Source organism: Pseudomonas sp. HP_01 (genome assembly GCF_055284355.1).
Genome location: NZ_JBTOPV010000002.1, coordinates 76,485 through 100,271 on the forward strand (window position 1 = coordinate 76,485; position 23,787 = coordinate 100,271).

At 58.2% G+C, this 23,787-nt stretch carries 27 protein-coding genes; 11 read left to right on the forward strand and 16 right to left on the reverse strand.

The window, feature by feature from the left end; genetic code table 11:
* The first annotated feature begins 8 nt into the window (after nt 1-8).
* Together ACYAR8_RS02785 and ACYAR8_RS02790 are read left to right on the forward strand one after the other, a co-directional pair.
* Nucleotides 9-491 (forward strand): glutathione peroxidase, encoded by a 483-nt coding sequence (locus ACYAR8_RS02785; protein ID WP_074884069.1) that lies wholly within the window; start codon nt 9-11, stop codon nt 489-491.
* A gap of 124 nt (nt 492-615) precedes the next feature.
* Nucleotides 616-1,719, forward strand: coding sequence for an NADH:flavin oxidoreductase (locus ACYAR8_RS02790; RefSeq protein WP_463579024.1), 1,104 nt, complete (start codon nt 616-618; stop codon nt 1,717-1,719).
* A 27-nt stretch (nt 1,720-1,746) separates the two neighbouring features.
* On the opposite strand, the gene ACYAR8_RS02795 is transcribed toward ACYAR8_RS02790, so the two are convergent.
* Nucleotides 1,747-2,913, reverse strand: coding sequence for a glycosyltransferase family 4 protein (locus ACYAR8_RS02795; RefSeq protein WP_463579025.1), 1,167 nt, complete (start codon nt 2,911-2,913; stop codon nt 1,747-1,749).
* Nucleotides 2,914-3,238: 325 nt separating this feature from the next.
* On the opposite strand from ACYAR8_RS02795, the gene ACYAR8_RS02800 reads away from it, so the two are divergent.
* Entirely contained in the window at nt 3,239-3,535 is a 297-nt protein-coding gene (locus tag ACYAR8_RS02800) for a hypothetical protein (protein ID WP_463579026.1), read from the forward strand.
* A 159-nt stretch (nt 3,536-3,694) separates the two neighbouring features.
* Here the strand turns inward: ACYAR8_RS02800 and ACYAR8_RS02805 are convergent, their stop codons facing one another.
* Nucleotides 3,695-4,189 carry a hypothetical protein gene (locus ACYAR8_RS02805; RefSeq protein ID WP_245760007.1) on the reverse strand — a complete coding sequence of 165 codons (495 nt, stop codon included), beginning with the start codon at nt 4,187-4,189 and terminating at the stop codon, nt 3,695-3,697.
* Nucleotides 4,190-4,391: 202 nt separating this feature from the next.
* On the opposite strand from ACYAR8_RS02805, the gene ACYAR8_RS02810 reads away from it, so the two are divergent.
* Nucleotides 4,392-4,997 carry a hypothetical protein gene (locus ACYAR8_RS02810; protein ID WP_463579027.1) on the forward strand — a complete coding sequence of 202 codons (606 nt, stop codon included), beginning with the start codon at nt 4,392-4,394 and terminating at the stop codon, nt 4,995-4,997.
* Between the two features lie 36 nt (nt 4,998-5,033).
* Here the strand turns inward: ACYAR8_RS02810 and cysZ are convergent, their stop codons facing one another.
* Entirely contained in the window at nt 5,034-5,789 is a 756-nt protein-coding gene (gene cysZ / locus ACYAR8_RS02815; protein WP_463579028.1) for a sulfate transporter CysZ, read from the reverse strand.
* A gap of 386 nt (nt 5,790-6,175) precedes the next feature.
* Between cysZ and trxB the strand changes: the two genes are divergently transcribed.
* On the forward strand, nt 6,176-7,138 hold the full coding sequence (trxB, locus tag ACYAR8_RS02820) for a thioredoxin-disulfide reductase (protein ID WP_074884087.1): 963 nt from the start codon (nt 6,176-6,178) through the stop codon (nt 7,136-7,138).
* An 86-nt stretch (nt 7,139-7,224) separates the two neighbouring features.
* Here trxB and ACYAR8_RS02825 read toward each other — a convergent pair whose 3' ends face one another.
* The 7 genes from ACYAR8_RS02825 to ACYAR8_RS02855 all read right to left on the reverse strand — a co-directional run bounded on the left by ACYAR8_RS02825 (nt 7,225) and on the right by ACYAR8_RS02855 (nt 11,204).
* Entirely contained in the window at nt 7,225-7,566 is a 342-nt protein-coding gene (locus ACYAR8_RS02825) for a HopJ type III effector protein (RefSeq protein WP_463579029.1), read from the reverse strand.
* Nucleotides 7,559-7,855, reverse strand: coding sequence for a DUF1244 domain-containing protein (locus ACYAR8_RS02830; RefSeq protein WP_074884095.1), 297 nt, complete (start codon nt 7,853-7,855; stop codon nt 7,559-7,561). The genes ACYAR8_RS02825 and ACYAR8_RS02830 overlap by 8 nt, the downstream gene beginning before the upstream one ends.
* 90 nt (nt 7,856-7,945) lie before the next feature.
* On the reverse strand, nt 7,946-8,317 hold the full coding sequence (gene folX, locus ACYAR8_RS02835; RefSeq protein WP_074884098.1) for a dihydroneopterin triphosphate 2'-epimerase: 372 nt from the start codon (nt 8,315-8,317) through the stop codon (nt 7,946-7,948).
* Nucleotides 8,318-8,320: 3 nt separating this feature from the next.
* Nucleotides 8,321-8,881 (reverse strand): GTP cyclohydrolase I FolE, encoded by a 561-nt coding sequence (gene folE / locus ACYAR8_RS02840; protein WP_108120653.1) that lies wholly within the window; start codon nt 8,879-8,881, stop codon nt 8,321-8,323.
* Nucleotides 8,882-8,901: 20 nt separating this feature from the next.
* Nucleotides 8,902-9,612, reverse strand: coding sequence for a dihydromonapterin reductase (folM, locus tag ACYAR8_RS02845; RefSeq protein WP_463579030.1), 711 nt, complete (start codon nt 9,610-9,612; stop codon nt 8,902-8,904).
* 229 nt (nt 9,613-9,841) lie between these two features.
* Nucleotides 9,842-10,411, reverse strand: a complete 570-nt coding sequence (locus ACYAR8_RS02850) for an antibiotic biosynthesis monooxygenase (RefSeq protein ID WP_074884107.1) — start codon at nt 10,409-10,411, stop codon at nt 9,842-9,844.
* Between the two features lie 187 nt (nt 10,412-10,598).
* Nucleotides 10,599-11,204, reverse strand: coding sequence for a hypothetical protein (locus ACYAR8_RS02855; protein WP_074884109.1), 606 nt, complete (start codon nt 11,202-11,204; stop codon nt 10,599-10,601).
* Nucleotides 11,205-11,576: 372 nt separating this feature from the next.
* On the opposite strand from ACYAR8_RS02855, the gene ACYAR8_RS02860 reads away from it, so the two are divergent.
* The 4 genes from ACYAR8_RS02860 (at nt 11,577) to ACYAR8_RS02875 (ending at nt 17,814) form a co-directional block, all read left to right on the forward strand.
* Nucleotides 11,577-12,032, forward strand: coding sequence for a flavodoxin (locus ACYAR8_RS02860; RefSeq protein ID WP_463579031.1), 456 nt, complete (start codon nt 11,577-11,579; stop codon nt 12,030-12,032).
* 274 nt (nt 12,033-12,306) lie between these two features.
* Nucleotides 12,307-13,215 carry an SDR family oxidoreductase gene (locus tag ACYAR8_RS02865; RefSeq protein WP_463579032.1) on the forward strand — a complete coding sequence of 303 codons (909 nt, stop codon included), beginning with the start codon at nt 12,307-12,309 and terminating at the stop codon, nt 13,213-13,215.
* A gap of 185 nt (nt 13,216-13,400) precedes the next feature.
* Entirely contained in the window at nt 13,401-13,925 is a 525-nt protein-coding gene (locus ACYAR8_RS02870) for a hypothetical protein (protein WP_463579033.1), read from the forward strand.
* 448 nt (nt 13,926-14,373) lie between these two features.
* Nucleotides 14,374-17,814 carry a dermonecrotic toxin domain-containing protein gene (locus tag ACYAR8_RS02875; RefSeq protein ID WP_463579034.1) on the forward strand — a complete coding sequence of 1,147 codons (3,441 nt, stop codon included), beginning with the start codon at nt 14,374-14,376 and terminating at the stop codon, nt 17,812-17,814.
* A gap of 3 nt (nt 17,815-17,817) precedes the next feature.
* Here the strand turns inward: ACYAR8_RS02875 and ACYAR8_RS02880 are convergent, their stop codons facing one another.
* Nucleotides 17,818-18,621, reverse strand: a complete 804-nt coding sequence (locus ACYAR8_RS02880) for a SirB1 family protein (protein ID WP_463579035.1) — start codon at nt 18,619-18,621, stop codon at nt 17,818-17,820.
* 194 nt (nt 18,622-18,815) lie between these two features.
* Here ACYAR8_RS02880 and ACYAR8_RS02885 point away from each other — a divergent pair, with 194 nt between their 5' ends.
* Entirely contained in the window at nt 18,816-19,838 is a 1,023-nt protein-coding gene (locus tag ACYAR8_RS02885) for a Glu/Leu/Phe/Val dehydrogenase family protein (protein WP_074884125.1), read from the forward strand.
* 56 nt (nt 19,839-19,894) lie between these two features.
* On the opposite strand, the gene ACYAR8_RS02890 is transcribed toward ACYAR8_RS02885, so the two are convergent.
* Nucleotides 19,895-20,161 carry a YebG family protein gene (locus tag ACYAR8_RS02890; protein ID WP_346630864.1) on the reverse strand — a complete coding sequence of 89 codons (267 nt, stop codon included), beginning with the start codon at nt 20,159-20,161 and terminating at the stop codon, nt 19,895-19,897.
* Nucleotides 20,162-20,609: 448 nt separating this feature from the next.
* On the opposite strand from ACYAR8_RS02890, the gene ACYAR8_RS02895 reads away from it, so the two are divergent.
* The gene (locus ACYAR8_RS02895) at nt 20,610-21,029 is read left to right on the forward strand and encodes a phosphate-starvation-inducible protein PsiE (RefSeq protein ID WP_419789398.1); all 420 of its coding nucleotides are present in this window, start codon (nt 20,610-20,612) and stop codon (nt 21,027-21,029) included.
* Between the two features lie 156 nt (nt 21,030-21,185).
* On the opposite strand, the gene ACYAR8_RS02900 is transcribed toward ACYAR8_RS02895, so the two are convergent.
* From ACYAR8_RS02900 to ACYAR8_RS02915, 4 genes are all read right to left on the reverse strand, one after another.
* Complete coding sequence (locus ACYAR8_RS02900) at nt 21,186-21,494, reverse strand: hypothetical protein (RefSeq protein ID WP_463579036.1); 309 nt, start codon at nt 21,492-21,494, stop codon at nt 21,186-21,188.
* 241 nt (nt 21,495-21,735) lie between these two features.
* Nucleotides 21,736-22,080, reverse strand: coding sequence for a YXWGXW repeat-containing protein (locus ACYAR8_RS02905; RefSeq protein WP_463579037.1), 345 nt, complete (start codon nt 22,078-22,080; stop codon nt 21,736-21,738).
* 234 nt (nt 22,081-22,314) lie between these two features.
* Nucleotides 22,315-22,644, reverse strand: a complete 330-nt coding sequence (locus tag ACYAR8_RS02910; RefSeq protein WP_074884142.1) for a DUF3509 domain-containing protein — start codon at nt 22,642-22,644, stop codon at nt 22,315-22,317.
* 539 nt (nt 22,645-23,183) lie between these two features.
* Entirely contained in the window at nt 23,184-23,606 is a 423-nt protein-coding gene (locus ACYAR8_RS02915; RefSeq protein ID WP_074884145.1) for an HPF/RaiA family ribosome-associated protein, read from the reverse strand.
* Nucleotides 23,607-23,787 lie beyond the last annotated feature (181 nt).

A 23,787-nucleotide genomic window follows, 5' to 3' on the forward strand; every position in this document is an offset into this window, starting at 1 on the left:
GAGTTGTCATGAGTGTATTTCACGAGCTGAAGTTGAAGGCTCTGGATGGCCAGGAGCTACCCCTCGCGCCGCTCAAGGGCAAAGTGGTTCTGGTGGTCAATGTCGCGTCGAAATGTGGCCTGACGCCGCAATATGCCGGGCTCGAAACCCTGTACCAGAAGTACAAGGATCAAGGCTTCAGCGTTCTCGGGTTACCGTGCAATCAGTTCGCCGGTCAGGAACCTGGTACCCAGGAAGAGATCCAGACGTTTTGCTCACTGAACTACGGCGTGACCTTTCCGTTGGGCGACAAGCTTGAAGTCAACGGACCGCACCGGCATCGGCTGTATCAGATGCTCGCTGGCGAAGGCGCCGAGTTTCCCGGTGACATCACCTGGAATTTCGAGAAGTTTCTCGTCGGCAAGGATGGCCGCGTTCTCGCACGCTTCTCCCCAAGCACGCTCCCGGATGACGCCAAAGTGGTCAGTGCGATCGAGAAGGCGCTGCCCTAGTCCCTCGATTCACTGTGGTTCTTCTTAGCCTTAATCACTCCAGTCAATAGTGCTTCGTCTCCCTCGCGCTTCGGCTCATTCTGTATGACCTTCATCATATTTCCAGAATGCCGAGGACGCCTGCATGCCTGCTCAAGCCTTGTTTAAACCCTTCCATATGGGCAGCCTCGAGTTGCCGACGCGCATCGTCATGGCGCCGATGACCCGCTCGTTTTCACCCGGAGGCATACCGAATGCCAAAGTGATCGAGTATTACCGTCGTCGCGCGTCTGCGGGCGTTGGCTTGATCATTACCGAAGGCACCACGGTTGGGCACAAGGCCTCGAATGGCTACCCGAACGTGCCGCAGTTCTTCGGCGAAGCGGCGCTGCAAGGGTGGCGCAAAGTGGTGGAAGCGGTTCACGAAGAAGGCGGCAAGATCGTGCCGCAGCTTTGGCACGTTGGCGCTGTGCGGCGGCTGGGCACGGAGCCCGACGGTACGGTGCCTGCCTATGGCCCGACCGAGAAGCTCAAGGACGGTAACGTTGTCGTTCATGGCATGAGCAAGCAAGACATCGACGAGGTCGTCGCGGCGTTCGCCCAAGCGGCGAAAGACGCCAAGGCCATCGGCATGGACGGCGTCGAGATCCATGGCGCCCATGGTTATCTGGTCGATCAGTTCTTCTGGGAAGGCACCAATCAGCGTACCGACGAATACGGCGGTGACCTCGCGCACCGCTCACGCTTCGCCATCGAGTTGATTCAGGCCGTGCGAGCCGCCGTGGGCCCGGATTATCCGATTATCTTTCGTTACTCGCAGTGGAAGCAGCAGGATTACAGCGCACGGCTGGTGCAAACGGTGGAAGAACTCGACGCCTTCCTCAAGCCGCTGTCCGACGCCGGGGTGGACATTTTCCACTGCTCGACGCGGCGTTTCTGGGAGCCTGAGTTCGAAGGCTCCGACCTGAACCTGGCCGGATGGACGCGCAAGCTCACCGGTAAACCGACCATCACGGTGGGCAGTGTCGGACTGGACGGCGAGTTTTTGCAGTTCATGGTCAACACCGACAAAGTCGCCCAGCCCGCGAGCCTTGAAAACTTGCTCAAGCGTCTGGGTGACGAGGAGTTCGATCTGGTCGCGGTAGGCCGCGCGTTGCTGGTCGACCCGGACTGGGCGATGAAAGTGAAGGAAGGCCGCGAGCACGACATTTTGCCGTTCAGCCGCGAAGCCCTGGGCCGGTTGGATTGACTGTCCGGTTCCGGTCTTGATGGATGACTAAACCCCTAAGACAACCCCGTCCCGCGTCTCGCTCGCAGCGCGCAGGTAAGTCTCGAATGAGTCGATAATTCCGGCCCATCCCTGACGACTCGCGTGCTGCCGGGCATTCAGCCTGACCCGGCGCAACGTTTCTTCATCCTCAAGCATCCAGCGTGCGGCATCGATGAATCCTTCCGCATCCCCCGGCATCGCCACCGCCCCATTGTGGCCGTGGCGAATATGCTGAGCCGCCGCCGCTTCGTCATAGGCGACCACCCCAAGACCTGACGCCAGCGCTTCCAGCACGACGTTGCCGAAGGTTTCAGTCAGACTCGGAAACAGAAACAGATCACTCGACGCATAGTGCGCCGCCAGCGCATCCCCGCGCTGGGTGCCGCAGAAGATGGCGTCCGGGAGCTGACGCTGCAGAGTGGGCCGGACCGGTCCATCGCCGACAATCACCAGCCGCAGGTTTTTCTCGGGATAGGTGCTGACCAGTCCGTCAAAGGTGGTCTTCAGCAGCCCCAGGTTTTTCTCCGCCGCCAGCCGTCCGACATGCAGGATAGCCGTATCGCCCGGTTCAAGCCCCCAGCTTTCACGCAGCGCACTCGAACGTTTCGACGGGTGAAACAACTGGCAATCAACGCCCCTGGACAGCAACTCCAACCGCTCGAAGCCTCGGCGTTCGAGCTCGGTTTTCTGCGTGAAGCTAGGCACCAGGGTGGCGTTGGAGCGGTTATGAAACCAGCGCAAGTAGGTCGTCAGCAGGCGAGTGATGAAGCTCAGCCCGTACTGCCGGGTGTATTGCTGAAAGTTGGTATGAAACCCGCTGACGATGGCGATCCCCAGCCGCCTCGCAGCACGCAATGCCGAGAGACCGAGCGGGCCTTCCGTCGCGATATACAGCACGTCAGGACGGTTGCGCTGCCAGCGGCGCAATAGCTTGTGCATCGACGACTGCCCCCACTGCAAACCGGGATACCCCGGAATCGGCCAGCCACGGCACAACATCAAATCCTCTCCGGCCGCGCGCAATTCATCGTCGCTCTGCCGCGGCCGAATCACCTCAACCCGATGCCCCCGCAGGCGCAGACCGTCGCACAAACGGCTGAGCGTGTTGGCCACGCCGTTGATTTCCGGGGCATACGTTTCGGTGATCAGGGTAATACGCAGGGATTTACTCATGACATCAGTTTCTGAGCGGCTCATTGCGCTTGTGTGGCGGTTGAGTGATGGATTTGTGACTGCTAGAAACGCCGAGAGGGACTAGGTAGAAGTTAGGGAAGTAATAATAAGCGATATGCGTACGCATGAATTATTGGTCTGATAGGGCAGTAGGATGTTTCCTAGTTGCTCTTTATTACAGGTTTTGCTGTTGACTACGCCTCCGTCCTGAATAACGTCAGGGGATCGAGCTCCTCAAATCTATTGATGAGTTGTTAATCGATAAGCGTTTATCGGAACTGACGCTAAGTTCGATATCCGTCCCTTTGTTTCAGGAAGTATTTATATGAAAAACTTTAAACGGTTGAACGGTGTTGCTGTTGCTGCAAGCTTTGCATTTTCGGCAACTATGTTGTCAGCTCCGGCTCTGGCTGGAAGCTCCAACTCTTCAGTAAAACTACCAACGCTGCATTCTAAAAATTATGTATATACTGCTCATCTGCCAACAGCTTCTGGGTTGCGCACTGGGCAGTCAATCAAAAGTATTAGCTGGAACTGGAATGTGCCGGATGGCCGCGAGGGCTTCAGGTTCAGCTTTGTCAAGGCCCTACCAGGTGCATTGACGTTTCCCGCCAACGTATAGGCTCAACAAATAAGTTTAAGCATTTCCAGCCTTTCTACTACGAGTTTATGTTGTCCGACCCTGGCCGTGTACCAGTGGCCGGTCTCTTGGGAAAGCTTACTGTAGATTGGTAAGGTAACAGCTTATACCCGCACTCACCGTAGGTGAGCGCGGGTCGTTTTATAGTCCAAGCATGTCTTGGAATTCTTTTGGCATTGAGTCGTGAAACTCAAAAATTTTTTCCAGAATCTGATCAGCAGATGTGCCTTTTTTTATTTCTTGTCGGTACAAGTTTGCACACTGACGTTGCATCTCTTGGCTGATTTTAGCGAAGTAAGCTTCTGTCTTCGGCGTTACCAGTTCTCCGGTTCCGGAATAACGGATATTGGGCCTGTCCGATACGTCTAGCAAAGCGTGAGCTAAATAGTTAAAAGCATACCCATGGGCTATTTTTTTGCCCTCTTCAGGATTAGCCTTCGCTACTTCCAACGATCGTTCGCGCCCCTGCGCGCGTTCTTCGAGTCTAGCTGGCTCGCTAATAGCAGGGGATCTGGGTGCTGCCTCTCGCAGGACCCCCGCGAACGTGCTCGCGGGCGGATTGCTTGGCTTGTTCGAAACTGAATTGCCGGTGTCGACTGAGGTATGCGCGAACACAGAAACAGGGTTTATACGCATGGATGCTCCTTGAGTGGTGGTGCGCCAACCAGAGTAGGTAGGCGTTCGGTTCCTCGCCCGGAGTGGGCATTTCCATGGTTAAACACGAAGGCTGTGGGACGTTATGAATAGTGTTGTAGGAACGGTCCTGATTTTCCCGAGGTTGATTAAATCAGTGTTTCCGCCTTTAGCATGCGTCGCCTCAACTTCTGGAGGAAACGCTGTGTCCGAACAATTCAATACACCACCTGCTGCCGATTTGACGGCTTTGCCTACGAGCGGCCCACCGTTTTATACGGTATCGCTGGTCAAGTTGACGGTGATGATGTTTATCACTTGCGGGTTGTACGGGCTCTACTGGTATTACAAAAACTGGTCGCGATACAAAGCGTATTCGGCGAAGCCGATCTGGCCGGCTGTGCGCACGCTTTTCTGTTTTTTTTACATCCCGTCACTGTTCAGCAAGGTAGATGCCGCGCTTAAAGAGACGGGTCGAGGCGGTATCCCTTACTGGGGCGTCTACGTAGCAGGGATCTACCTTCTTACGTTTACCCCTTCGATTGTCACTGGGTACGCATCGGGCATGGGCAGCAGTCCGTCCACAGCGCTAGGGCTTATCCCGACCATGGCGGTCTACGCCACTACCGGGCTGGGCCAGTTCTTAATCATGCTTAGGGTTCAGTCGTTCATCAATCGGCTGGACGGCAAGTCCGGAGAAAGTTGCAGGATCCGCTTCACGTTTTGGGATGTGGTCTGGGCGGTGACAGGCATCTGTTATTGGACACTGTTAGTGCAGATCTATGCCTGGCTGAGCTCAGCAAACATGTAATACAAAAAAGGCCTCAATCGAGGCCTTTTCTACAAATCAGCGAATCCGTTCTGCCAGCGTCTCCGCACCACGCTCCCTCACCCAGAACAACGTCGCCCCCGCCACTGCAGCCGGCATCATCAGGATGTTGACCACTGGAATCAGCAGCACCAGATACACAATCCCGCCGAAACTCATGCTCTGCCATCGCTTGGCGCGCAGCCAGGCGAGCATGTCTTGCCAGCTCATTTTGTGGTTGTCTGCGGGGTAGTCGATGTATTGGATCGCCATCATCCACACGCCAAACATCAGCCACAGTGGCGCCGCGACGAGGTTTACCACGGGGATCCACGAGAGGATGAACAGGCCGATGGCACGGGGCAGAAAATAGCCCAGTTTGCGCATTTCCCGGCTGAGGGTGCGCGGGACCATTTCGACCAGCTCGGCCCAGCTGAAGGCAGGAAAATCGTCCGCCCCGCGCAGGACCACTTCCACCTTCTCGGCGAGAAAGCCGTTGAACGGCGCTGCAATGATGTTGGCGATCATGGTGAAGGTGAAAAATACCATCAGCGCAACAAGCACCACGAACAACGGCCACAGGATGTAGTTGAGAAAGCTGAGCCAGCCGGGGAGGGTCGGCATGAAGGAGTCGACCCAGAGTCTGAATTCGTGGCCGGCGAAATAAATCATGGCGCTGAACAGCACCAGATTGATGGCCAGCGGCAGCAGGACGAACAGGCGCAGGCCTGGGCTCAGGACCAGTTTCAGGCCTTCGCGCAGGTATTGCGGGCCAGACAGGACGGGTGCAGGCATGTGTGCCTCCAGGCAGTGATATCGCGCCGACCTTACCGGCTTTGCGACGGGGGCGGAAGCGCCGCCGCAGGTGCGACATTCGCTGAAACAATCGTGCAGCGGTAAAGTCTATGCAGGACTGCAATGTCCAAAGCACAGGGCGCACATAGGGCGGGCCTATGAGCTGGATTGTGAAACGATATTTCCTTAATCTTCTCTGCCCCGATAAGCTTGCGGCCAACTTTCACCGTTGCTGTGCCCCGAGTGGCAGCTTCATGTTCTCAGGATCGGCGGGCGCCTCCCGTGCGGCGCAGGCCTCGTCAGTCCCAATCCTCTCAACCGGTACGCCGGTTCAGATCCAGTGACTCCGACCACGCGTAACGATGGCCGGTCAATAGGAGTGTGTCATGTCTGATGTACGTCATTCGCGAGTGATTATTCTCGGCTCCGGCCCTGCCGGTTACAGCGCTGCAGTCTATGCCGCGCGCGCCAACCTCAAGCCGTTGCTGATCACCGGGATGCAGGCGGGTGGTCAACTGACCACCACCACCGAAGTCGACAACTGGCCGGGCGATCCCCATGGCCTGACCGGCCCGGCATTGATGGAGCGTATGCGTGAACACGCCGAGCGTTTCGAGACCGAGATCGTTTTCGATCACATCAATGCAGTGGATCTGGCCGGCAAGCCGTTCAGCCTGAAGGGCGACAATGCCACTTATACCTGCGACGCGCTGATCATCGCCACCGGTGCCAGCGCCCGCTATCTCGGCCTGCCGTCCGAAGAAGCGTTCATGGGCAAGGGTGTTTCGGCCTGCGCGACCTGCGACGGTTTCTTCTATCGCAACAAGCCGGTCGCTGTGGTCGGCGGCGGCAACACGGCCGTCGAGGAAGCCCTGTATCTGGCCAACATTGCCAGCAAGGTCACCCTGGTTCACCGTCGCGATACCTTCCGCGCCGAGAAGATCCTCATCGACAAGCTGCATGCACGCGTTGCCGAGGGCAAGATCGAGCTCAAACTCAACGCCACCCTGGACGAAGTCCTGGGCGACAACATGGGCGTGACCGGTGCGCGCTTGAAGAACAACGACGGCAGCTATGCTGAAGTGACCGTCGACGGCGTGTTCATTGCCATTGGCCACACGCCGAATACCAGCCTGTTTGACGGTCAGTTGGCGTTGAAAGACGGCTACATGGTCGTTCAAGGCGGTCGCGAAGGTAATGCGACAGCCACCAGCGTTGACGGCGTTTTCGCTGCCGGCGACGTGGCGGATCACGTCTACCGTCAGGCGATCACGTCGGCTGGCGCAGGCTGCATGGCTGCACTGGACGTCGAGCGCTATCTGGACGGCCTGGCGAACGTTTCGTTCTGACCTGATCTTCAGCTGCAAAAAAACCGGCTCATTGAGCCGGTTTTTTTATGTCTGGCAAACGCGCCTTATCGCCGAAAAACCTGCGGTCATGCCTTGGGCTTGAGCGGCTCGGCCGAGAACTTCACGCCGGCCAGTCCGTTGGCCATCAGCGCCCGAATGTTGCCGTGGTCGGAGCCTTCCGGTGTATCGAGCACAGAACGGTAGTGTTCGCCGAAAGCCAGCAACGCTTCTTCATCGCTCAGGCCTTCCAGCAGCGCCAGGCCGAGGGCCTTGCACGAGCCTTCGTTCTGGCCAGCAGCGTTTTCCACCGGGCCGTTGCTGAACGCCTGAGGCTGATAATCGTAATGCGCGGCGATGAAGGCCAGCGTGTCGGCGAACAAGTGATTGCCGCTGGCGAGGCTGGCGCGCAGGGCGTTCAGGTCAGTCATGCTTCGGTTCCTTGGCGAACGCGGCTTGCTGCTCGGCGCTGGCTTCTTTCTGGTACGTGGATTTCCACTCGCTGTACGGCATGCCGTAAACCACTTCGCGGGCGTCATCCAGGGTGATGTCGATCTGCTTCTCGTCGGCCTCGGCCTTGTACCACTTGGACAGACAGTTGCGACAGAAACCGGCGAGGTTCATCAGGTCAATGTTCTGCACGTCCTTGCGGCTGTCCAGGTGCGCAACCAGACGGCGGAAAGCGGCGGCTTCAAGTTCAAGACGTTGTTGCTCGGTCATGGTGTGCTCTGTCGGAAGTAAAGATGGGCGGGATGATAAGAGTGGCAGTCAGGCCGGGCAAGCGCGCGCCCGCAAAGGCGAGCGCAGGAATCAGCGCGCTGCCGCCAGGGTGATCGACACCGATTCGGCAAACCGCAGCGCGTGGGGCTTATCCACTTCGACTTCGGCGTATTGCACTTCTTCATGAGTCATCACCAGATCAAGCACTTCCTGGGTCAGGCGCTCAAGCAGGGCGAAGCGATTGCTTTCGACGTGCTGGATGATGGCCTTGGTGATGGTCCGGTAGTTCAACGCGTGATCAATGTCGTTGTCGCGCACCGCTTCCTGGGCCGCGTACAGGATCGTCAGGTTGATCAGCACATCCTGCTTGTTGAGGATTTCCGCTTCGTTGATGCCGATAAAGGTACGCAGGCGCAGGTCTTTGACCCTGATGCGTGCGGTGCCGGGTTCGAGTCTTGCCATGGACTACTTGCTCCGTCCGATCAATTGCAGAAATTCCATGCGGGTCGTCGTCGACTCGCGGAAGGCGCCGAGCATTACCGAGGTGTTCATGGTCGAGTTCTGCTTCTCAACGCCGCGCATCATCATGCACATGTGCTGAGCCTCGATCACCACGGCCACGCCTGCGGCCTTGGTCACGTCCTGAATCGCGTCGGCGATCTGCCGCGTCAGGTTTTCCTGAATCTGCAGGCGCCGCGCAAACATGTCGACGATGCGCGCGATTTTCGACAGGCCGAGGACTTTCCCGGTGGGGATATACGCGACGTGGGCCTTGCCGATGAAGGGCAGCAGGTGATGCTCGCACAGCGAATACAGCTCGATGTCCTTGACGATCACCATCTCGTCGCTCGCGGAGGCAAACAGCGCGCCGTTGACGATCTCGTCCAGCGTCTGCGCGTAGCCATGACAGAGGTATTGCATCGCCTTGGCGGCGCGCTTGGGCGTATCCAGCAGGCCTTCGCGTTCAGGATCTTCACCCAGGCCGACGAGGATTTCACGGTAATGCTGTGGCAGTGACTGGGTCATCAATGGTTCCTCGGGGCGGCTTACTTGACGTGCCGTCCGCCGTTTACGGTCAGAGTGGTGCCGGTGACGTATGGGTTGTCGAGCAGATAGCGCAGGCTCTGGTAAATCACCTCGGCGCCGGGTTCGATCCCCAGTGCCGATTTTTCCAGCGTGCGCGCGCGATATGCCGCATCGTCGTCGGGTTGAAACATCAGCATGGCCGGAGCGATGCCGTTGACCTTGATATGGGGCGCATACCGGGCTGCGAAGGACAGGGTCAGGTTTTCCAGCCCCGCCTTGCTCGCGCTGTAAGCGATGTGCTTGCTACTGCCCTTGCGGGTGACATCGTCGCTGATGTGAATAATGTCGGCCGTCTCCGAGCGCAGCAACAGCTCGGCGCAGTGCAGATTGATGAGGTAGGGCGCCAGCATGTGGACATTGAACATCTGCATGAACACCTCCGCCTCGTCCCCAGGCGTCTCGGCCAGCCAGTCGGATGCGTTGTGCACGATGGCCCTCAGGCTGTCGGTCTGCTCTTTGAGCCGGCCGATGAAGTCCAGGACGCTCGTCTCCGACGAAAAGTCGGCCTGAAGTACCACCGCGCCCAGCGTCTTCAAACGCTGCACGCCCGGCCGCTCACTGCGGTAGGTGATGATCACCCGCTGGCCTTCCGCCAACAGACGCTCGGCGCAATAGAGGCCGACGCGCTGGCTGGCACCAGTGATCAAGACAGGGGCAGGGGAGCAGGCCATGGTCGTCACGCATTCATCAACGGGGGAGAGAGGTCGGGCGAGTCGGTGCTGAATGGCGAACAGTGGATGCTCGCGTGCACCATCGAAAACGACCGTGGGGCAAAGTTACCCCAACGGTCGGTTCTTGTACAACACCGCAGGGCTGTACATGTTTTTGAATCGGCGAAAGACCGGGCATTGCAAGGCAGGTCGGCGGCGCCCGGATCGGGAAAGCGCTTGTCGCTGAGCGCTAGCTGTTGGACACCGGCTCAGTGCCGCTGACCTGCGCAGGCGTGTTGGTGTTCAGCCAGCCCGCCAGAAGATGGGTCGACAGCGGAATGAACCAGAACACCATCAGCGGAGTGAGGATCAACGTGCTGATCATGATGCGCGGGAACAGATCCAGCTGACTGAGCAGCGGCCCCAGCACGAAGTTGAAGATCAGCGACACCGGAAAGAACGCCAGCCAGATGGCAACGGCTTGCTTCCAGCGCGGCGGGCGCTGACCGACTGCGCCAAACCAGCCGTCGATGCCGCTCACGCGGTGTACGGAATTTTTGGCAAACAGGCCACTGCCGCGCACCAGCCAGGAGCGTCGGGAGGCAGAATGCTCCCAGGCGTGCATGGTGGCCTGATCGGCAAAGCGGAAAATAATCTGGAATTCGTCATCCCCTGGCGGCGGCGCGAGGACGCCTGACCCTAGATAGCCGGGGAAGTCTGTAGCGAGTTGTTCGCCTTCTTGCAGCCAGGCCATCAGTTCCTGATAGCGGCCATGGGCGACGCGACGGGCAACCATCAGCGTGACGGGTGAGGTAGACATTGTGTATCTCCGATAAACACGTGAGCTTCCCGGGTAGGGAAATCACATGACGCGGCGCCGGGGTGGTGGCGATGCGTCAGCTTCACTGGAAAAAGCAAGCAAGGATTATTCCTGAAACCTGCGATAAAGCCAGCGGCGTTTGTCGGATGGGGGAGGGTGTCGCAGGGGATCGCCTGATCAGACAATCCTAAAGGTGCATCGAGGGGTGAATCTTGCGGTGTTCCTGAAGAATGTACTGACGCAGGCGTTCAGTGTCTTCCTTGCTGTTCTGACTCAGCCGATACGCCGCAAGACCATGATGGTTCAAGCGTTCGAAGGTGCCACGCAAGGCGATTGGGGCATAGCCCTGGGGGGTAAACCAGGCGGCAAAGGACTTCGGCGGCTTGGTCTGCTTGCGCATCTCCAGCAGGATGCCCTTGAACGAGATTTCATGAACCCAGAGTGCGGTCAGCGAACCCTTTTCGGTCTCCAGCTGCACCGGCTCAGGCAGCGTAAGACGCCAGGGGCGAATGCGCGGACCTTCCTCGAAAATGCTCGGCGCGCCCAGCTCCAGATGCAGTGCATGGAATTCGTCTTCGACGAGGTGCAGCGGGAAGGTCATTTGCTGATTATCGAACTGGGCCTGGATCGTGACTTGCTCATGGGCCGCCAGACGAGTGAGCAGATCCTGAATCTGCACGCCGCCGTTCACCACCAGACTGCTGGATTTGTCGCCCAGATTCAGCGTGGGGTTGTGCTGCATGTTCTGGATGAACTCCAGTTCATCCGGCGTGAGGATATTGTCGCGCTGCATGGCCAGGCTCGATTAACCGGTTATTGAAAGAGCAGACAGATGGTTCGCTTTTAGGTTGCGACCGTTCGTCAGTTGCAGGATGTTACCCCTTCAGGATTTCATTCTCCAGCCGAGCTTGCGCCCGTTGGGCATTTAACTCGACCTCTTTCCGCCGGGCGTATGGCTGATCGCTGACGGCATGGAGTGCTGATCTGACGGTAGTCCAGCGAATAGAGATCGGACAGGAGATTTGCAGCATCGTTGAAACTCATCTTCATCAACGCCGCCCTCATCACCTGAGATGTCGTTTGGCAGCTCAAGGTCGGGAGTCCAAGACATCGCGTCGAGCTGAGGCATAATGCCGCACGATTTTACCCGTCACAGGATTAACCCATGAAAGTCGCGATTATTGCGGGCTCGGTGTATGGCTCGGCTGAAGAGGTCGCCCGCCACGCCCAGCAGATCATCAAGGATGCAGGGCACGAGGTGCTGTTCAATCCACGCGCCACCCTTGCCGATCTGCAAGCCTTTGCACCCCAGGCACTGCTGGCAGTGAGCTCGACCACCGGGATGGGCGAGCTGCCGGACAACATTCAGCCGCTCTATCACCAGATCCGTGATGTATTGCCTGCGGCATGGCGGGGGCTGCCTGGCGGTGTGATTGCGTTGGGCGACGCGAGTTACGGCGATACGTTTTGCGCGGGAGGCGAGTTGATGCGAGAGCTGTTCGGCGAGTTGGGGATCCGTGAGGTGCAGGCGATGTTGCGTCTGGACGCCAGCGAAACCGTGACCCCGGAAAGTGATGCCGAGCCGTGGCTGGCAGAGTTTATCGGGCATCTGAACGGTTGAACGGCGAGCCCCGTGCTCGGAGCTGACCAAGCGTTTGACGACACCGTCGCCGCGACCTCCCGTTAACGGCTCGGTTATGGCACCGGGAAACGACCAGGCCATCCCTTGACGTTATCGACCACTATTCAGCGTGTCCCGTGTTGATTGTGAGCCTGCTCCGAGTCGTTGACACTCAATGACATCACGCCCGCTCCTGCTTTCGCTGACACCTGGTGGCTCCTGATGAGTCAAGGGCAGCGAGTGCAGAGCCGGCTTCATCATTGAGGAGAGCAACATGAGCGAGTCCGTGCGTTTCGAAGACAAAGTGGTGATCGTCACCGGAGCGGGCGGCGGACTGGGGCGAGCCCACGCATTGTTATTCGCGCAACACGGCGCGCGGGTAATCGTCAACGACCTCGGCGGCTCCGCCCATGGCGAAGGCGCCAATGCCTCGGCGGCGGATCGGGTGGTTGCGGAAATTCGTGAAGCAGGCGGCGAGGCGGTTGCCAATCATGATTCGGTCACCGACGGCGACAAGATCGTCCAGAACGCTCTCGATGCCTTCGGCCGCGTCGACGTCGTGGTCAACAACGCCGGCATCCTGCGCGACAAAAGCTTTGCCAAAATGGAAGACGCCGACTGGGATCTGGTTTACCGCGTCCATGTCGAAGGCGCCTACAAAGTCACCCACGCCGCCTGGCCCCATTTACGGGACCAGAACTACGGCCGCATCATCTTCACCTCGTCCACTTCCGGCATCTACGGCAACTTCGGTCAGGCCAACTACGGCATGGCCAAGCTCGGCCTTTACGGTCTAACGCGCACGCTCGCGGTTGAAGGGCGCAAAAACAACATCCTCGTCAACGCCATCGCCCCGACCGGCGGCACCCGCATGACCGAAGGCCTGATCCCGGCCAGCGTGTTCGAGCTGCTCAAGCCCGAGTTGGTCAGCCCGCTTGTGGTGTATCTGGGCAGCGAGCAGTGCCAGGACAGCGCCGGCCTGTATGAAGTGGGTGGCGGCTGGATCGGCAAAGTCCGCTGGGAACGCAGTCTGGGCGCCGGCTTCGACCCACACGCAGGCTTTTCACCGGAGGACGTCGCGGCGCAGTGGCAAACGATCAGTGACTTCAGCGATGCGGTACACCCGGCTGACAACGTCGAAGCGCTCAAGGAAATGATGGCGAACTTGCAGACATTTGGCTGATCCGTGTTCGATCAATCAGCGGCCAGTTCGGGTGATCGGACGGGCCGTTTTTGTAGGAGGCTTACTTGCGGCGATGTAGGAATGGTCTCTGAATCAGGCAATGATTCCGTCTTCACTTTTTCAGCCTCAACCCCACCAGAGGTCGCCCGACACTCCTGAGGATCAACCGATTTTCAGGAGGTTCTATGATTGGCAATTTGAGTAAGGTGCAAGAGCAGCTGAGTGTGTATATGGCCGCGCCCTACAAACGCTTCGAGGCCAGCTCCGGGCTAAGTTCCGAAGAGCAGGCAGTCAAACAAAAAGTCCGACAGTACTGGGCAGATGAAAGTCTTTCCAACATCAAGAAATTACAAGGGTTTAATCTTGATATCGCCGGGTTCGACCCTACCCGGACCAACAACAAGCAGTTGAGGGAGATCGGTGCGGTCTTGGCGGAGCGCGGACTCATCGATGAAGGACTTGTTGATGCGATGTCCAGCATCAATATCGAATTCGACGCCGATGGAAAAGAAATCAACATGGAGCGCGAAGTGAATGCTTATGCCTTTTTCGAGAAGGAGTTGGGCGCGCTTCATGACCTGATGACCCAGGAAAATGATGTGGCCAAGGGTGGGCTGGTCGAACTGAAGACAGTCATTGCTGTGGTGATGGCGCTTGCCGAGTATGCAAACACGCCACGCGAACGATCGCTGGTGAACATCCGCGCCTAAGCCTTCCTTTGTGGCCCGACCCGTCAACAAAAAAAAAGCCGCTGCAATCGCAGCGGCCAAATAAGACGTTGAATCCAGGAGCTTCAAAACACAACGTCGGGGACGAGGGGCGAGCACATCCAGTCCGTGCAAAAACAGCGTTCCTGCGAAGGCCTTGGGGGCTGTGCTCAGATGGCGCGAAGGTTAAGGGGTTTACTGTTACTGAAACAGTTGGCTTTTTGACAAGCAGTGTTACAGCCACAGCAACAGTAGGAGTGCGCGGCGGATTATCAGCGGATGACGCTTTTTCCTGCATAGCTCGTCGGCGCAGGGTGCCTCATGGCATCAATAGTTATTCCATCGGTGAGCGATGCAGCACTTTTAATAACAGCTCTTTTGGACTGCTCACGTATTTCACACTTTGGCTGGATGCCTGGGTGGCGCGGGCGGTCATCATGGAGCTGTAAAGATGACTGATCATATTTTCAACAATCATCCCCGCCCAAACCCGGGCTCGTTGCTCGATCACGCCAATAACGAGGCGGAGCTGTCAGCGTTGATCGTTTCGCATCTGCGTCACGCCCCCACACTGCGCGAGGCTGCCAGGCAGTTGCTGGTCGAGCAACTTCGCCAACTCAGGCCATTCCCTAACCCTGACGCGCTCTTCATTCACAGGGAGCATGCCGGAGAGGCAGATCCCGCCCCGCGGTGTCTGACCGATGCCCTGCTGCACGCCCTCATCGGAGACAGGGTTTACCTGGATGACCCAAAGGCCGTTCTCTCTACGCGTAAAGACTCCTCCCATGTCGCCTATACGTTGCCGGGGTTTGGCATTGGCGCGTTCAGAGCAATGTGCGAGGACCTGATCACTCAACTGCCTGGTATTTTGAAGTTCAACCTCAATGCGTATTGGGAAGTGGATGAGCCGACGTTCAAATCCATACCCGGCGAGAGTGCCGTTAGCGGTACACGCAAGGAGGTCTTCGCGACGCTGCAGTCCTGGGTTTACGGGCACGCCATACGATTGGCCGTGGGCCGCGGCGAGCTGGTTGCTCAAGACGAAACACGTCTATCGCGCGTTGTCGGGGACACCGAGGCCAAGGGTCGCTATGCCCTGTCGTTGCGCACCTCACAAGGCACACTGCTGCCCCTTGCAGGGGTCTATGCAGCGACTGCGGACGATATCGATGCCATGCCGCTGACTGACGATGGCAGCCATGCGGGCGTCTACCTGTTCAGCCCGGCGGCCGGGGTGGAGAAGTTCACCACAGTCAGTGCAATGAGCGCGGCGCTGACGCACCGTCTTGAGCAGGATTCCACTCGGTATATGCTGGCAGGGTGCCTGTCCCTTGAGGATCAGGCGTCGCTGGAAAGCACGCCGGCGGGCGCGTTGCAGGTGGAGTACTCGCTGCTCAAAGAAAAGCCCGGGAGCCACTGGATAACTCGCTTGCGTGAAAAACAGCTGGGCGATCTCAACCACCTGCTCGCTTACGCGCCATCAATAGATGCCGAGCCCCAGGCACGGCTGCAAATGTTCGATGATGCCGGCCGCCTTGATGACCTGGATGAGGCCCTTAACGTCCGCTACCTTGAGCTGCTGGCGTTCATCCAGGAGCGACGTCTGCCCGATGGAATCCGGTTCGCGGCCCCTGAAGATCGTCATCGTTACGACACACTCGCCGCCGAGCAGTCACGATGTGAGGTGCTCATGCAGGCGCAGATGGCCGGCACCGAGTCGCCCGAAATCTACGCTCGCAGCGAAATCGCTGCTTATCTGATGAAGCATCTGGGCTTTACCCTCGATCCGGCGAAAGTGACGATTAATCTGCCGGACGAAATGGCGTTCGCCAGCGGGCCGCTCAACGCTGTGTACACCCATACATTGTTAGGGTTTGCCCTTGATGGCTTGCCGGAGCTCGATCAGCAACTTAGCCCCGGTGTCGAGGTTGATCCCGCGTATTCACACCCGCGACTGGACTTCGACTTCATCTGTCGTTTGCTGAAAGACCTTGATCTGAAACAACGTTTCGAAAGCGAGCTGGAGCACCGTTATCGCGAGCAGGCCACCCTGGACGCCATGGCAGCACTACGTGCCAGCACCATCGCATTGAGTGCGTGGGCGGCGAAACTCCAGGGTCATCTTTCCGATCGTGGCCTGGCGTTGATCGAGCGAGCGCAGTCGAGCCTTGGAAATACCCACGCATTAAGTGTCGGTGGCCTGTACCTCAAGGGTGGTGACCGCAGACTGGAAGATGCTGTGGTCATCAGGGAAGGCGACGGTGATGACGCGTTTTATGTGCTCTACGCCCCGGGGCATCCGAGTGGGCGCGACATGTTCGATTTCGACAGCTGGCGCAAGTTGTCGTTTGAAGTCGGCGGCTGGACGGCCACTGCTCGCGGGGCCCAGTATTTGCTGGATCAGACCGTGGTCAACGCCGATCAGCACGTGGTGCCCTACATTGAAAGCCTTCGGTTGAAGCCTTCAGCCTGGAATGTTGACAGTGTGCTGTTCGTCACCGTCGACGCTTCCTCGTTCAACGGGGCGTTGTCGAGCTTGAGTCACTACAAGATCGAGCAGATGTTGAGCCGTAATCGATTCGTCTCCAGCACGCGTGCGCCCCACATCACCCGGAAGGATCGGATGGCGGCCGTGGTGTTGGAGCAGCGGATCTCGGCACTGCAGAAAGCCTATGACAGTTTCGGCGTCATGCCATGGCGCGCCGCTGCTCGTCAGGAGTGCGAGCGCTTGATCGACAAGCATCTGAAAGCCTCGGGGGTGCCAGGACGCATAGACCCGGACACGGTGTTTTTTGATCTGGAAGGCAGCACGGGAAATGGGGAACCGGATTTTGGGCGGTACACAACGCTCCGGTGCCTGACCGACCTGTTCATGGTGGGTTACTCGGAAGAAGACTACGCGTTCGCCCCCGATGCGCCGGTGTATTCCTCCATTGGTCAGGATGTGTCCGCGCTTTCGGGTGCGTTCGTGGATGAGATGATCCGTGGGTCCAATTACGCCGACAAATACATCACCGCGTTGCGCCGGCATACCCAAGGGCTGACCAACTCCCCGCCACCCAGGGTTCGCGCCCTGTTCGCGCGCAAGACACATTATGAGCTGCGCCGTGATGCGCTGAACGAGTACATCGCAGGCCGGCTGACGCCCGATCAGTACATGTGGCTGGTCAGAATGGCCGCAAGCCTGGACACCAGCATTGTCGGAAATACTGCTCAAACGCCCGGGACCCTCCATATCCTGATGATGGAGCAGAAAACCTTTGCCGGTATCTACGTCTTCAGACCGGACAAGGACAATGCTCGTCTGGGAGCATGGGTTTACACCCCCGGGGCGCCGGACGGCCACCTGTTCCGTCAGGAAGAGGACGTCGTGCGATCCGTCGCCCGGCCAGGTATGAGTCGTTATTACTACGACCGGGTCCCTTACAGAGCCCAGCGCATCATTGGCACGCTCATGCAAAAGCTTGAGATGTCACCGGAGGTAGATGGCAAGCGGTATACGGTCGGCTATTCAACTTCGATCAGAAGCCTGGAAGGGCTGCACGGTATCGCCGTGCAGCACTTGATCGTTGATATCGATGCGCAAACCGAAAGCGTTGCCGAACGGCGCTTGCTCAACACGTATACCTTCATACGTAAATACGGCGGCTATCTGGCTGACCTTAACCCGATGACTAAACTGGTGTGGACGGCCCTTCACGCTTCGGTGGATCTGTATCGCGGCGTTCAGGCTTACCAGGATGGCGACCGAGCGCGGGCGCGGGGCTATTTCGCCAAAGCGGCTTTCGGTGCATTCAAGGCGGGCCGGCAGATACGATCGATCCGCAAGGCCGAGAAGTTGAAGCAGCTGGAAAAGGCGAAAAACACCACCGGCTCGCTGGCGCGTTCCTGATTTTCAGTGCAGCGCGCCCATGCCGGGCAGTTGAACCAGTCGCTGAGTGAGCCGCATCCGTTGAACCGGGTCATCACTCAACATCAATGCATGCTCCAGGTCGAACCGTTCGGCCTGCGGGCATTCCAGATGCTGATACAGGCTGGCACGAGCGAGGTAATCGCTGGTGTTGGCCTGGCCCAGTTCCATCACGCGGGTCGCGTCTTTGAGTGAGGCGATCAAGTCGTCGTTTAGCTGATGCAGGTACCGCAGGTTTCGCGACAGGCGCTGCAGCATCGCCGCTGGCGTCGCCGTTTTCATGTGCTCGGCCTTGAGCGGCATGTCCGCGCCGAACTGGCGCAGCAACAATTCCCGGCAGTCTTTCGGATAGAGCCTGCGCCCGCCGCAAGGGTCAAGCGTATGGTCGGCGCCGGGCACGCGCAGCAAAAAGTGTCCGGGAAAGTTAACGCCCTCGAGGGGGATTTCCAGACGCCGTGCGATCTCCAGCGCAATGAGTGCCAGGCCCAGCGGCTGGCCGCGACGACGTTCAAGCACTTTGTGAATCAAGGCAGCCTGGGGTTTGGGCTGAGCGGCATCGTCCTGCTGGAACCCCAGCGCCGCCAGTTGCCGCAGCAACGGCTGGGCAAGCTCTGCGGCCGGCAACAAAGGAAGCGAGGTGCTGACGATGCGTTCCAGAGCGGTGAGCTGGTCGCGGATAACCTGAAAATCAACTTGCCCGTCGTGCTCTGTGGCGATCCACGAAGCGGCTTCGAAGGTAGACGGCGGGTTCCGTTCTAGACAGGCAATGCATTGCTGGCGCGGATTCATCGACTTCTCCGGCAGGATAAGACGGCTGAGAAGAACTACAGGATGACTCTGTTTTAGCCTCGGCCGCGGCCTTCGTCCAGCGATGATTCATCCCGCGTGGCCAACGGCAGTCCTTCGTCCGGATCCGCTCGGCCGGCCTTCTTTTTTTCATTCAGCGCCTATACTCGCCAGTACGAAAAAGCGGAGCAGTGCCCATGTTCGCACTCATGCAAAGCTCTCGCGTGCAATCACTGCACATGATGGTTGAGCCGCGCACCGGCCTGAAGGCCGTGATCGCGATCCACAGCAGCCAGAAAGGTCCGGCGATGGGAGGCTGTCGCTACCTCTCCTATCCAAATGAAGAGAGCGCCATCGAGGACGCCATTCAGCTGGCACGGAACATGAGCTACAAAGCCGTGCTTGCAGGGTTGTCACTGGGCGGTGGAACGGCCGTGATCATGCGTCCGGCCCACGTGCCTGATCGGGCTGCCTTGTTCGAGGCCTTCGGGCGGTTCGTGCAGACCCTCGACGGACGTTATGTCACGGCCATGGACAGCGGCACTTCAAGGGAAGACATGGACTGCATTGCCCAATCCACCCAGCATGTCACCAGCACCACGGCGGTCGGCGATCCGTCAGCGCACACCGCGCTGGGTTTGTACGCCGGGATTCGCACCACGGCCATGGCAAGACTGGGCAGCGACAACCTCGAAGGTTTGCGCGTGGCCATTCAGGGACTGGGGCATGTGGGTTATGCGCTTGCGGAACAGCTGCATGCAGCGGGCGCCGAGTTGTTGGTTGCAGACCTGGACAGCGGCAAGGTGCAGCTCGCCATGGAGCAATTGGGCGCCAAACCGATTGCCAGCGAAGCGCTCCTCAGCACGCCTTGCGACATCCTTGCGCCGTGCGGGCTGGGAGGCGTGCTCAACAGCCACAGCGTGACCAAGTTGCGTTGCGCCGCCGTCGCGGGCGGCGCCAACAACCAACTGAGCTGCGCTGCGATCGCCGACCAACTGGAAGCACGCGGCATTCTGTATGCGCCGGATTACGTGATCAATTCCGGCGGCCTGATTTATGTCGCGCTGCATCATCAGGGGCAAAGCCCGGGCAACATCACCGCGCATCTGTCTCAGATCGGCACTCGGCTGACCGAGGTGTTCGCCCATGCGCAAGCTGAAAAGCGCTCACCCGCGCGGGTTGCAGATGAGCTGGCAGAGCGGCTGCTGGACATGGACTGAATCGCTATGGTGGCAAGCCTGCCTTCAGCTGGCTGAAGCCGAAGTCGCGGGCCTGATTACTCTGCCGGCTCGGCCGCGGGTGCGAGCTCGTTGAGGGCCAGCGCATTGCTCTTGAACGCGGCAGCGAAAACGGCGCGGTTTTTCGCCATGAAAATGCTGGCATCTTCTGCGTGTTTTTCTGAGAGGCCGGCGACGTTCTTCATCAGCACATCGGTGAGCAGTTCGGCCAGTTCCAGCATCTGATCATGGGCATCGGCGAGTTTGCGGTCCACGAACGTAGTCTCCAAATCACGGGTACTGCGGTAAAGGGTTTCAACAGCCATTGTTGGCCTCGTCGTCATTTCCAGAGTTGTAAGGGATCAGCCCGGGCGCTCAACGCTTCGGCCGACGGATGATGCAAAGACAGCGTACTCCGTCTTTTTACTGTTTATTTATACAGTGCGCAGCATAGGTGAATCGCCGCAGCTTGGGTAGGGGGTGTGCGCTCACTTTTTTTGCCAGTCGCGGCCTTGCGACATCTGGTCACGTTCTCAACCATAGCCGATGGCCCTATTAATGCTTGCCTGCAACCAGGCTGCGCACGAGCAAACCGTCATGCGCGTAGAGCATTATCCGGTCCAGGTCACCCAAGGAAGTACATCGTGAACATCAATGCGGTCATAGCCCTGCGTCGACAGATACACTGCAGCGATCAATCGCAGCGCTCGTTATGAACACTTTTGTTTTGGTCAGGGGAGGTGAGGGATGGCGGGTGTGAGATGGGCAGATCGAATGCGGGCGAAGCTTCATGGCGGCGCCAACAGCCTGGGCAATCTGGCCGTTGAAGCGTTTCATTATCTGGCGCTGTTCGGTATTGGGGCGGTCACTGCATACGCCGCGATTAAAGCCTTCATCGGCATGCTTGGGCAGGAGTACATCGCCGTAGATGATATTTTGCTGTTGTTCATCTACCTCGAGTTGGGCGCGATGGTCGGGATTTATTTCAAGACCAACCACATGCCGCTGCGCTTCTTGCTCTACATCGGGGTGACCGCTTTGATTCGCTTGCTGATCAGCGACGTGTCGCACCATAAGGCGCCCGATCTGGGAATTATCTATGTCTGTGGCGGGGTGCTGTTGCTGGCGTTCTCGATTCTGGTCGTGAGGTATTCCTCGTCGAGGTATCCGTCGGTGCAGGAGAAAGTGGAGTAGGGATGGGATGAGTCCTTATTGTTTAGGACTCATCTACCGTTTGCCCGGCATAGGTTTTGGCTTTTGGTATGAATGCGGTTAGCAGCCAACGCCGAGAAGTCACGATACGTTTCCGCAGCGTTCATATCGGTCCACGATTGCCCGGATATAGCTCTTTTACATTCTTGCCTTTTTAGCAATTTCTTCTACCATTTTGAGCATGTCACGGCCTTCGATAAGTTCTATATAAAAATTGCTATACGCTCCAGAGAGATCACGATATTTTCGGAGGTTTGATTCATCCATAATTCGATGGCCTGGTATGTCTCGTGCTTCGACTTGGCTAGTGATCTCACCTCGTTCGGCGGCGGATATCAAATGCTCCATTTGTCCGTACAAGGCCGGTGCCGCTGGCTCTTTTTCTTTATACAGTTCCAGTTGTTTCCGCAGTTCTATGGCGGCTTGTCTTAACGCTTGAATATCCATATCAGTCCTGATTGCCGATTTCGCTTTGCTGCAGACTTTAGCTGACCGCCGTCATCTGCCTTGTCGCAATTCCCGTGATATTGCCCAAATGCTGAGGTTGGTGCGACTCTGCTTAGGAAAGCCTCAGCGCGCCCTGGAGACCATTGCTTGCAACCAATGAACTGCTTTCGATGAGCTATCCACCAGCAAACCCATAAAAAATGCCCCGTCTCAGCGGGGCATTTTTGCGTGGGGCAGGTCGTCAGTTTACCCAGACGCCCACATGGTAATGCCAGCCATCGCCCCGGCTTTCCCAGTAAGGGTGTTGATAGCGATAGCCCGGCCGTACCGCTTCCCAGTGGCCGTGCTCGGCGACGTAGCGGTTGCCGTTCCAGCGCCAGTAGCCGCGGGACCAGACATAGCCCTGGCGCGGGGCGGGTTCTTCTTCGATGACGCGCACGGGCGGCGCTTGCGGGGCGACGACTTCAACGTACTCGGCCCGCGGCGCGGGTCGGTCGACCACTCGGCGCTCGTGCACCACTCTTTCTTCCACGCAGCCGGTCGCGAGCGCCAGCGCGCCAATCAGCGCTATGTATCGTAGAGACATATCGTCACCTCAGACTTGTCCAGACTCTGCTGCTCGCCGTCTTGTTGTGTAACGGGGCAGCCGGCTTGCTACAGGTTTGTTGTAACAGGTGCTTTCTGTCTGGGGGCTGAATCGGCGGGAATTACAGGAAGTTGGCGATCGTCGGCGGGGAGCAGAGCGCATCGGGAATGACGCTCCGAAGAGGTTGCGCTGGAGAGGCGATAGGTGTCGCCTCATACCATGGGCATCAAGTCATCAGAGACCGGCAGTCGGCTGCGGACGGCTGAGGAAGCTGGTTCGGGTGGGCGGCGGCGAAAGTTGCTTGAGGTCGCCGTCGGTCATGGCCGCGAGGATCTTGATGGCGCTGTGGCCCTGTTCAATGGCGATGCCGAACTGGATGCTTTCGATCAAACGACGTAACCGCTTGGGCGAGTTGCGTTGCTCGGCACTGAGCAAGCGTTTGGCGACGACGCCTGACTCATTCGACAGGGTCAGCATGATGGTCCCGTCGAGGCCCTGAATACTCAGATTGACCCGATAGTCGGGATGGAAAGCATCGGTGATCTGTTGAAAAGGGTTATCCATGGCCTGTTACCTATTAACGATCTGCATGAATTGGCTGGGGGGGAATCCCTTTAGTTCTCGAAGTCGATCAACGGTTAATGATTCCTGCCCTGGCCGCTCTCGCTGAAGTCGCGGTGGTATCCCTGAGTGGTCCGTTGAAACGTCGTCTCATTGAGCGAGTCACTCAGCCGGAAGCCATCAGGCTTGCGGCTTACAGGTGAGGTGTAAGCTCGACGATACAAAGCTTGCAGGGTTTGGGCCACAAGGGACGAAAGGTGCAAATGCGCCCAACAGGTGGACCGTGGTGCGCTGAATCGAGAAGCAGATCACGGTTCCGATGTCCAAATTGTACTGGCCAACTGCTTGACCAATTCCCGGCCAGCACCATTAGCGCGCCCCATGCGTTCTTTGTGTGCGTAAGTTTGGCGAGTGGACTTGCCGCGTGTTTGGCGCGGCTCTTCAGTCGAGCCCTTGGGACTTAATGAACGCGCAAAAAAAGGGGCGGGCCCGTTTCCCGGCCCGCCCCTCGTTCAGCAGTTCAGTGTCTCAAGGCTGCTGCATCAGCCGTGCAACGCGTCATCCTTCTCGAGAAATTCTTCTTCGAGCAACGCATCGGCGCTGACGGGCTCGTCGTCCAGATCGCTAGCAATCACCGGAGCCGCGCCGCGTTTGTTGCCGCGCAGTTTTCCGAAAAGATGTTCCAGGGCGTGGTCCAGTTTGACCGCTGCGCCATCCACTGCCTGATCGATCGAATCGGCTTTGTGGGTCACGGAAATAGGTTGGTGTCCTTTTGGCCGGGCTTCCATCTGGCAACGGATGTCATGGGGGCCGGGCTTGTCGCCATTCTCGTCGTTGATGTGGACTTCAACGCGGGTGAGATCCTCTTCGTATCGTTCGAGCGTAGTTTCAACCGTGGTTCGTACCCACTCCTCCAGACGGACGCTGTTTTCGATGTGGTTATCGCTGTTGACCTGGATTTGCATAGTTCTTCCCTTACTTTGGCTTGCTCGGGAGAGTCTGGACGAGGTGTTTTTCGTCTGCCCTCATTCACAGTGTTGGCGCCGATCCACGAACAATTCAACCCCTTGGAACCGAGAATATATTTCGCCGATGCGGGAACTCGACCGGCAAGTCCAGTTTTGCTGGGCTGCGCCTTTTCACCGC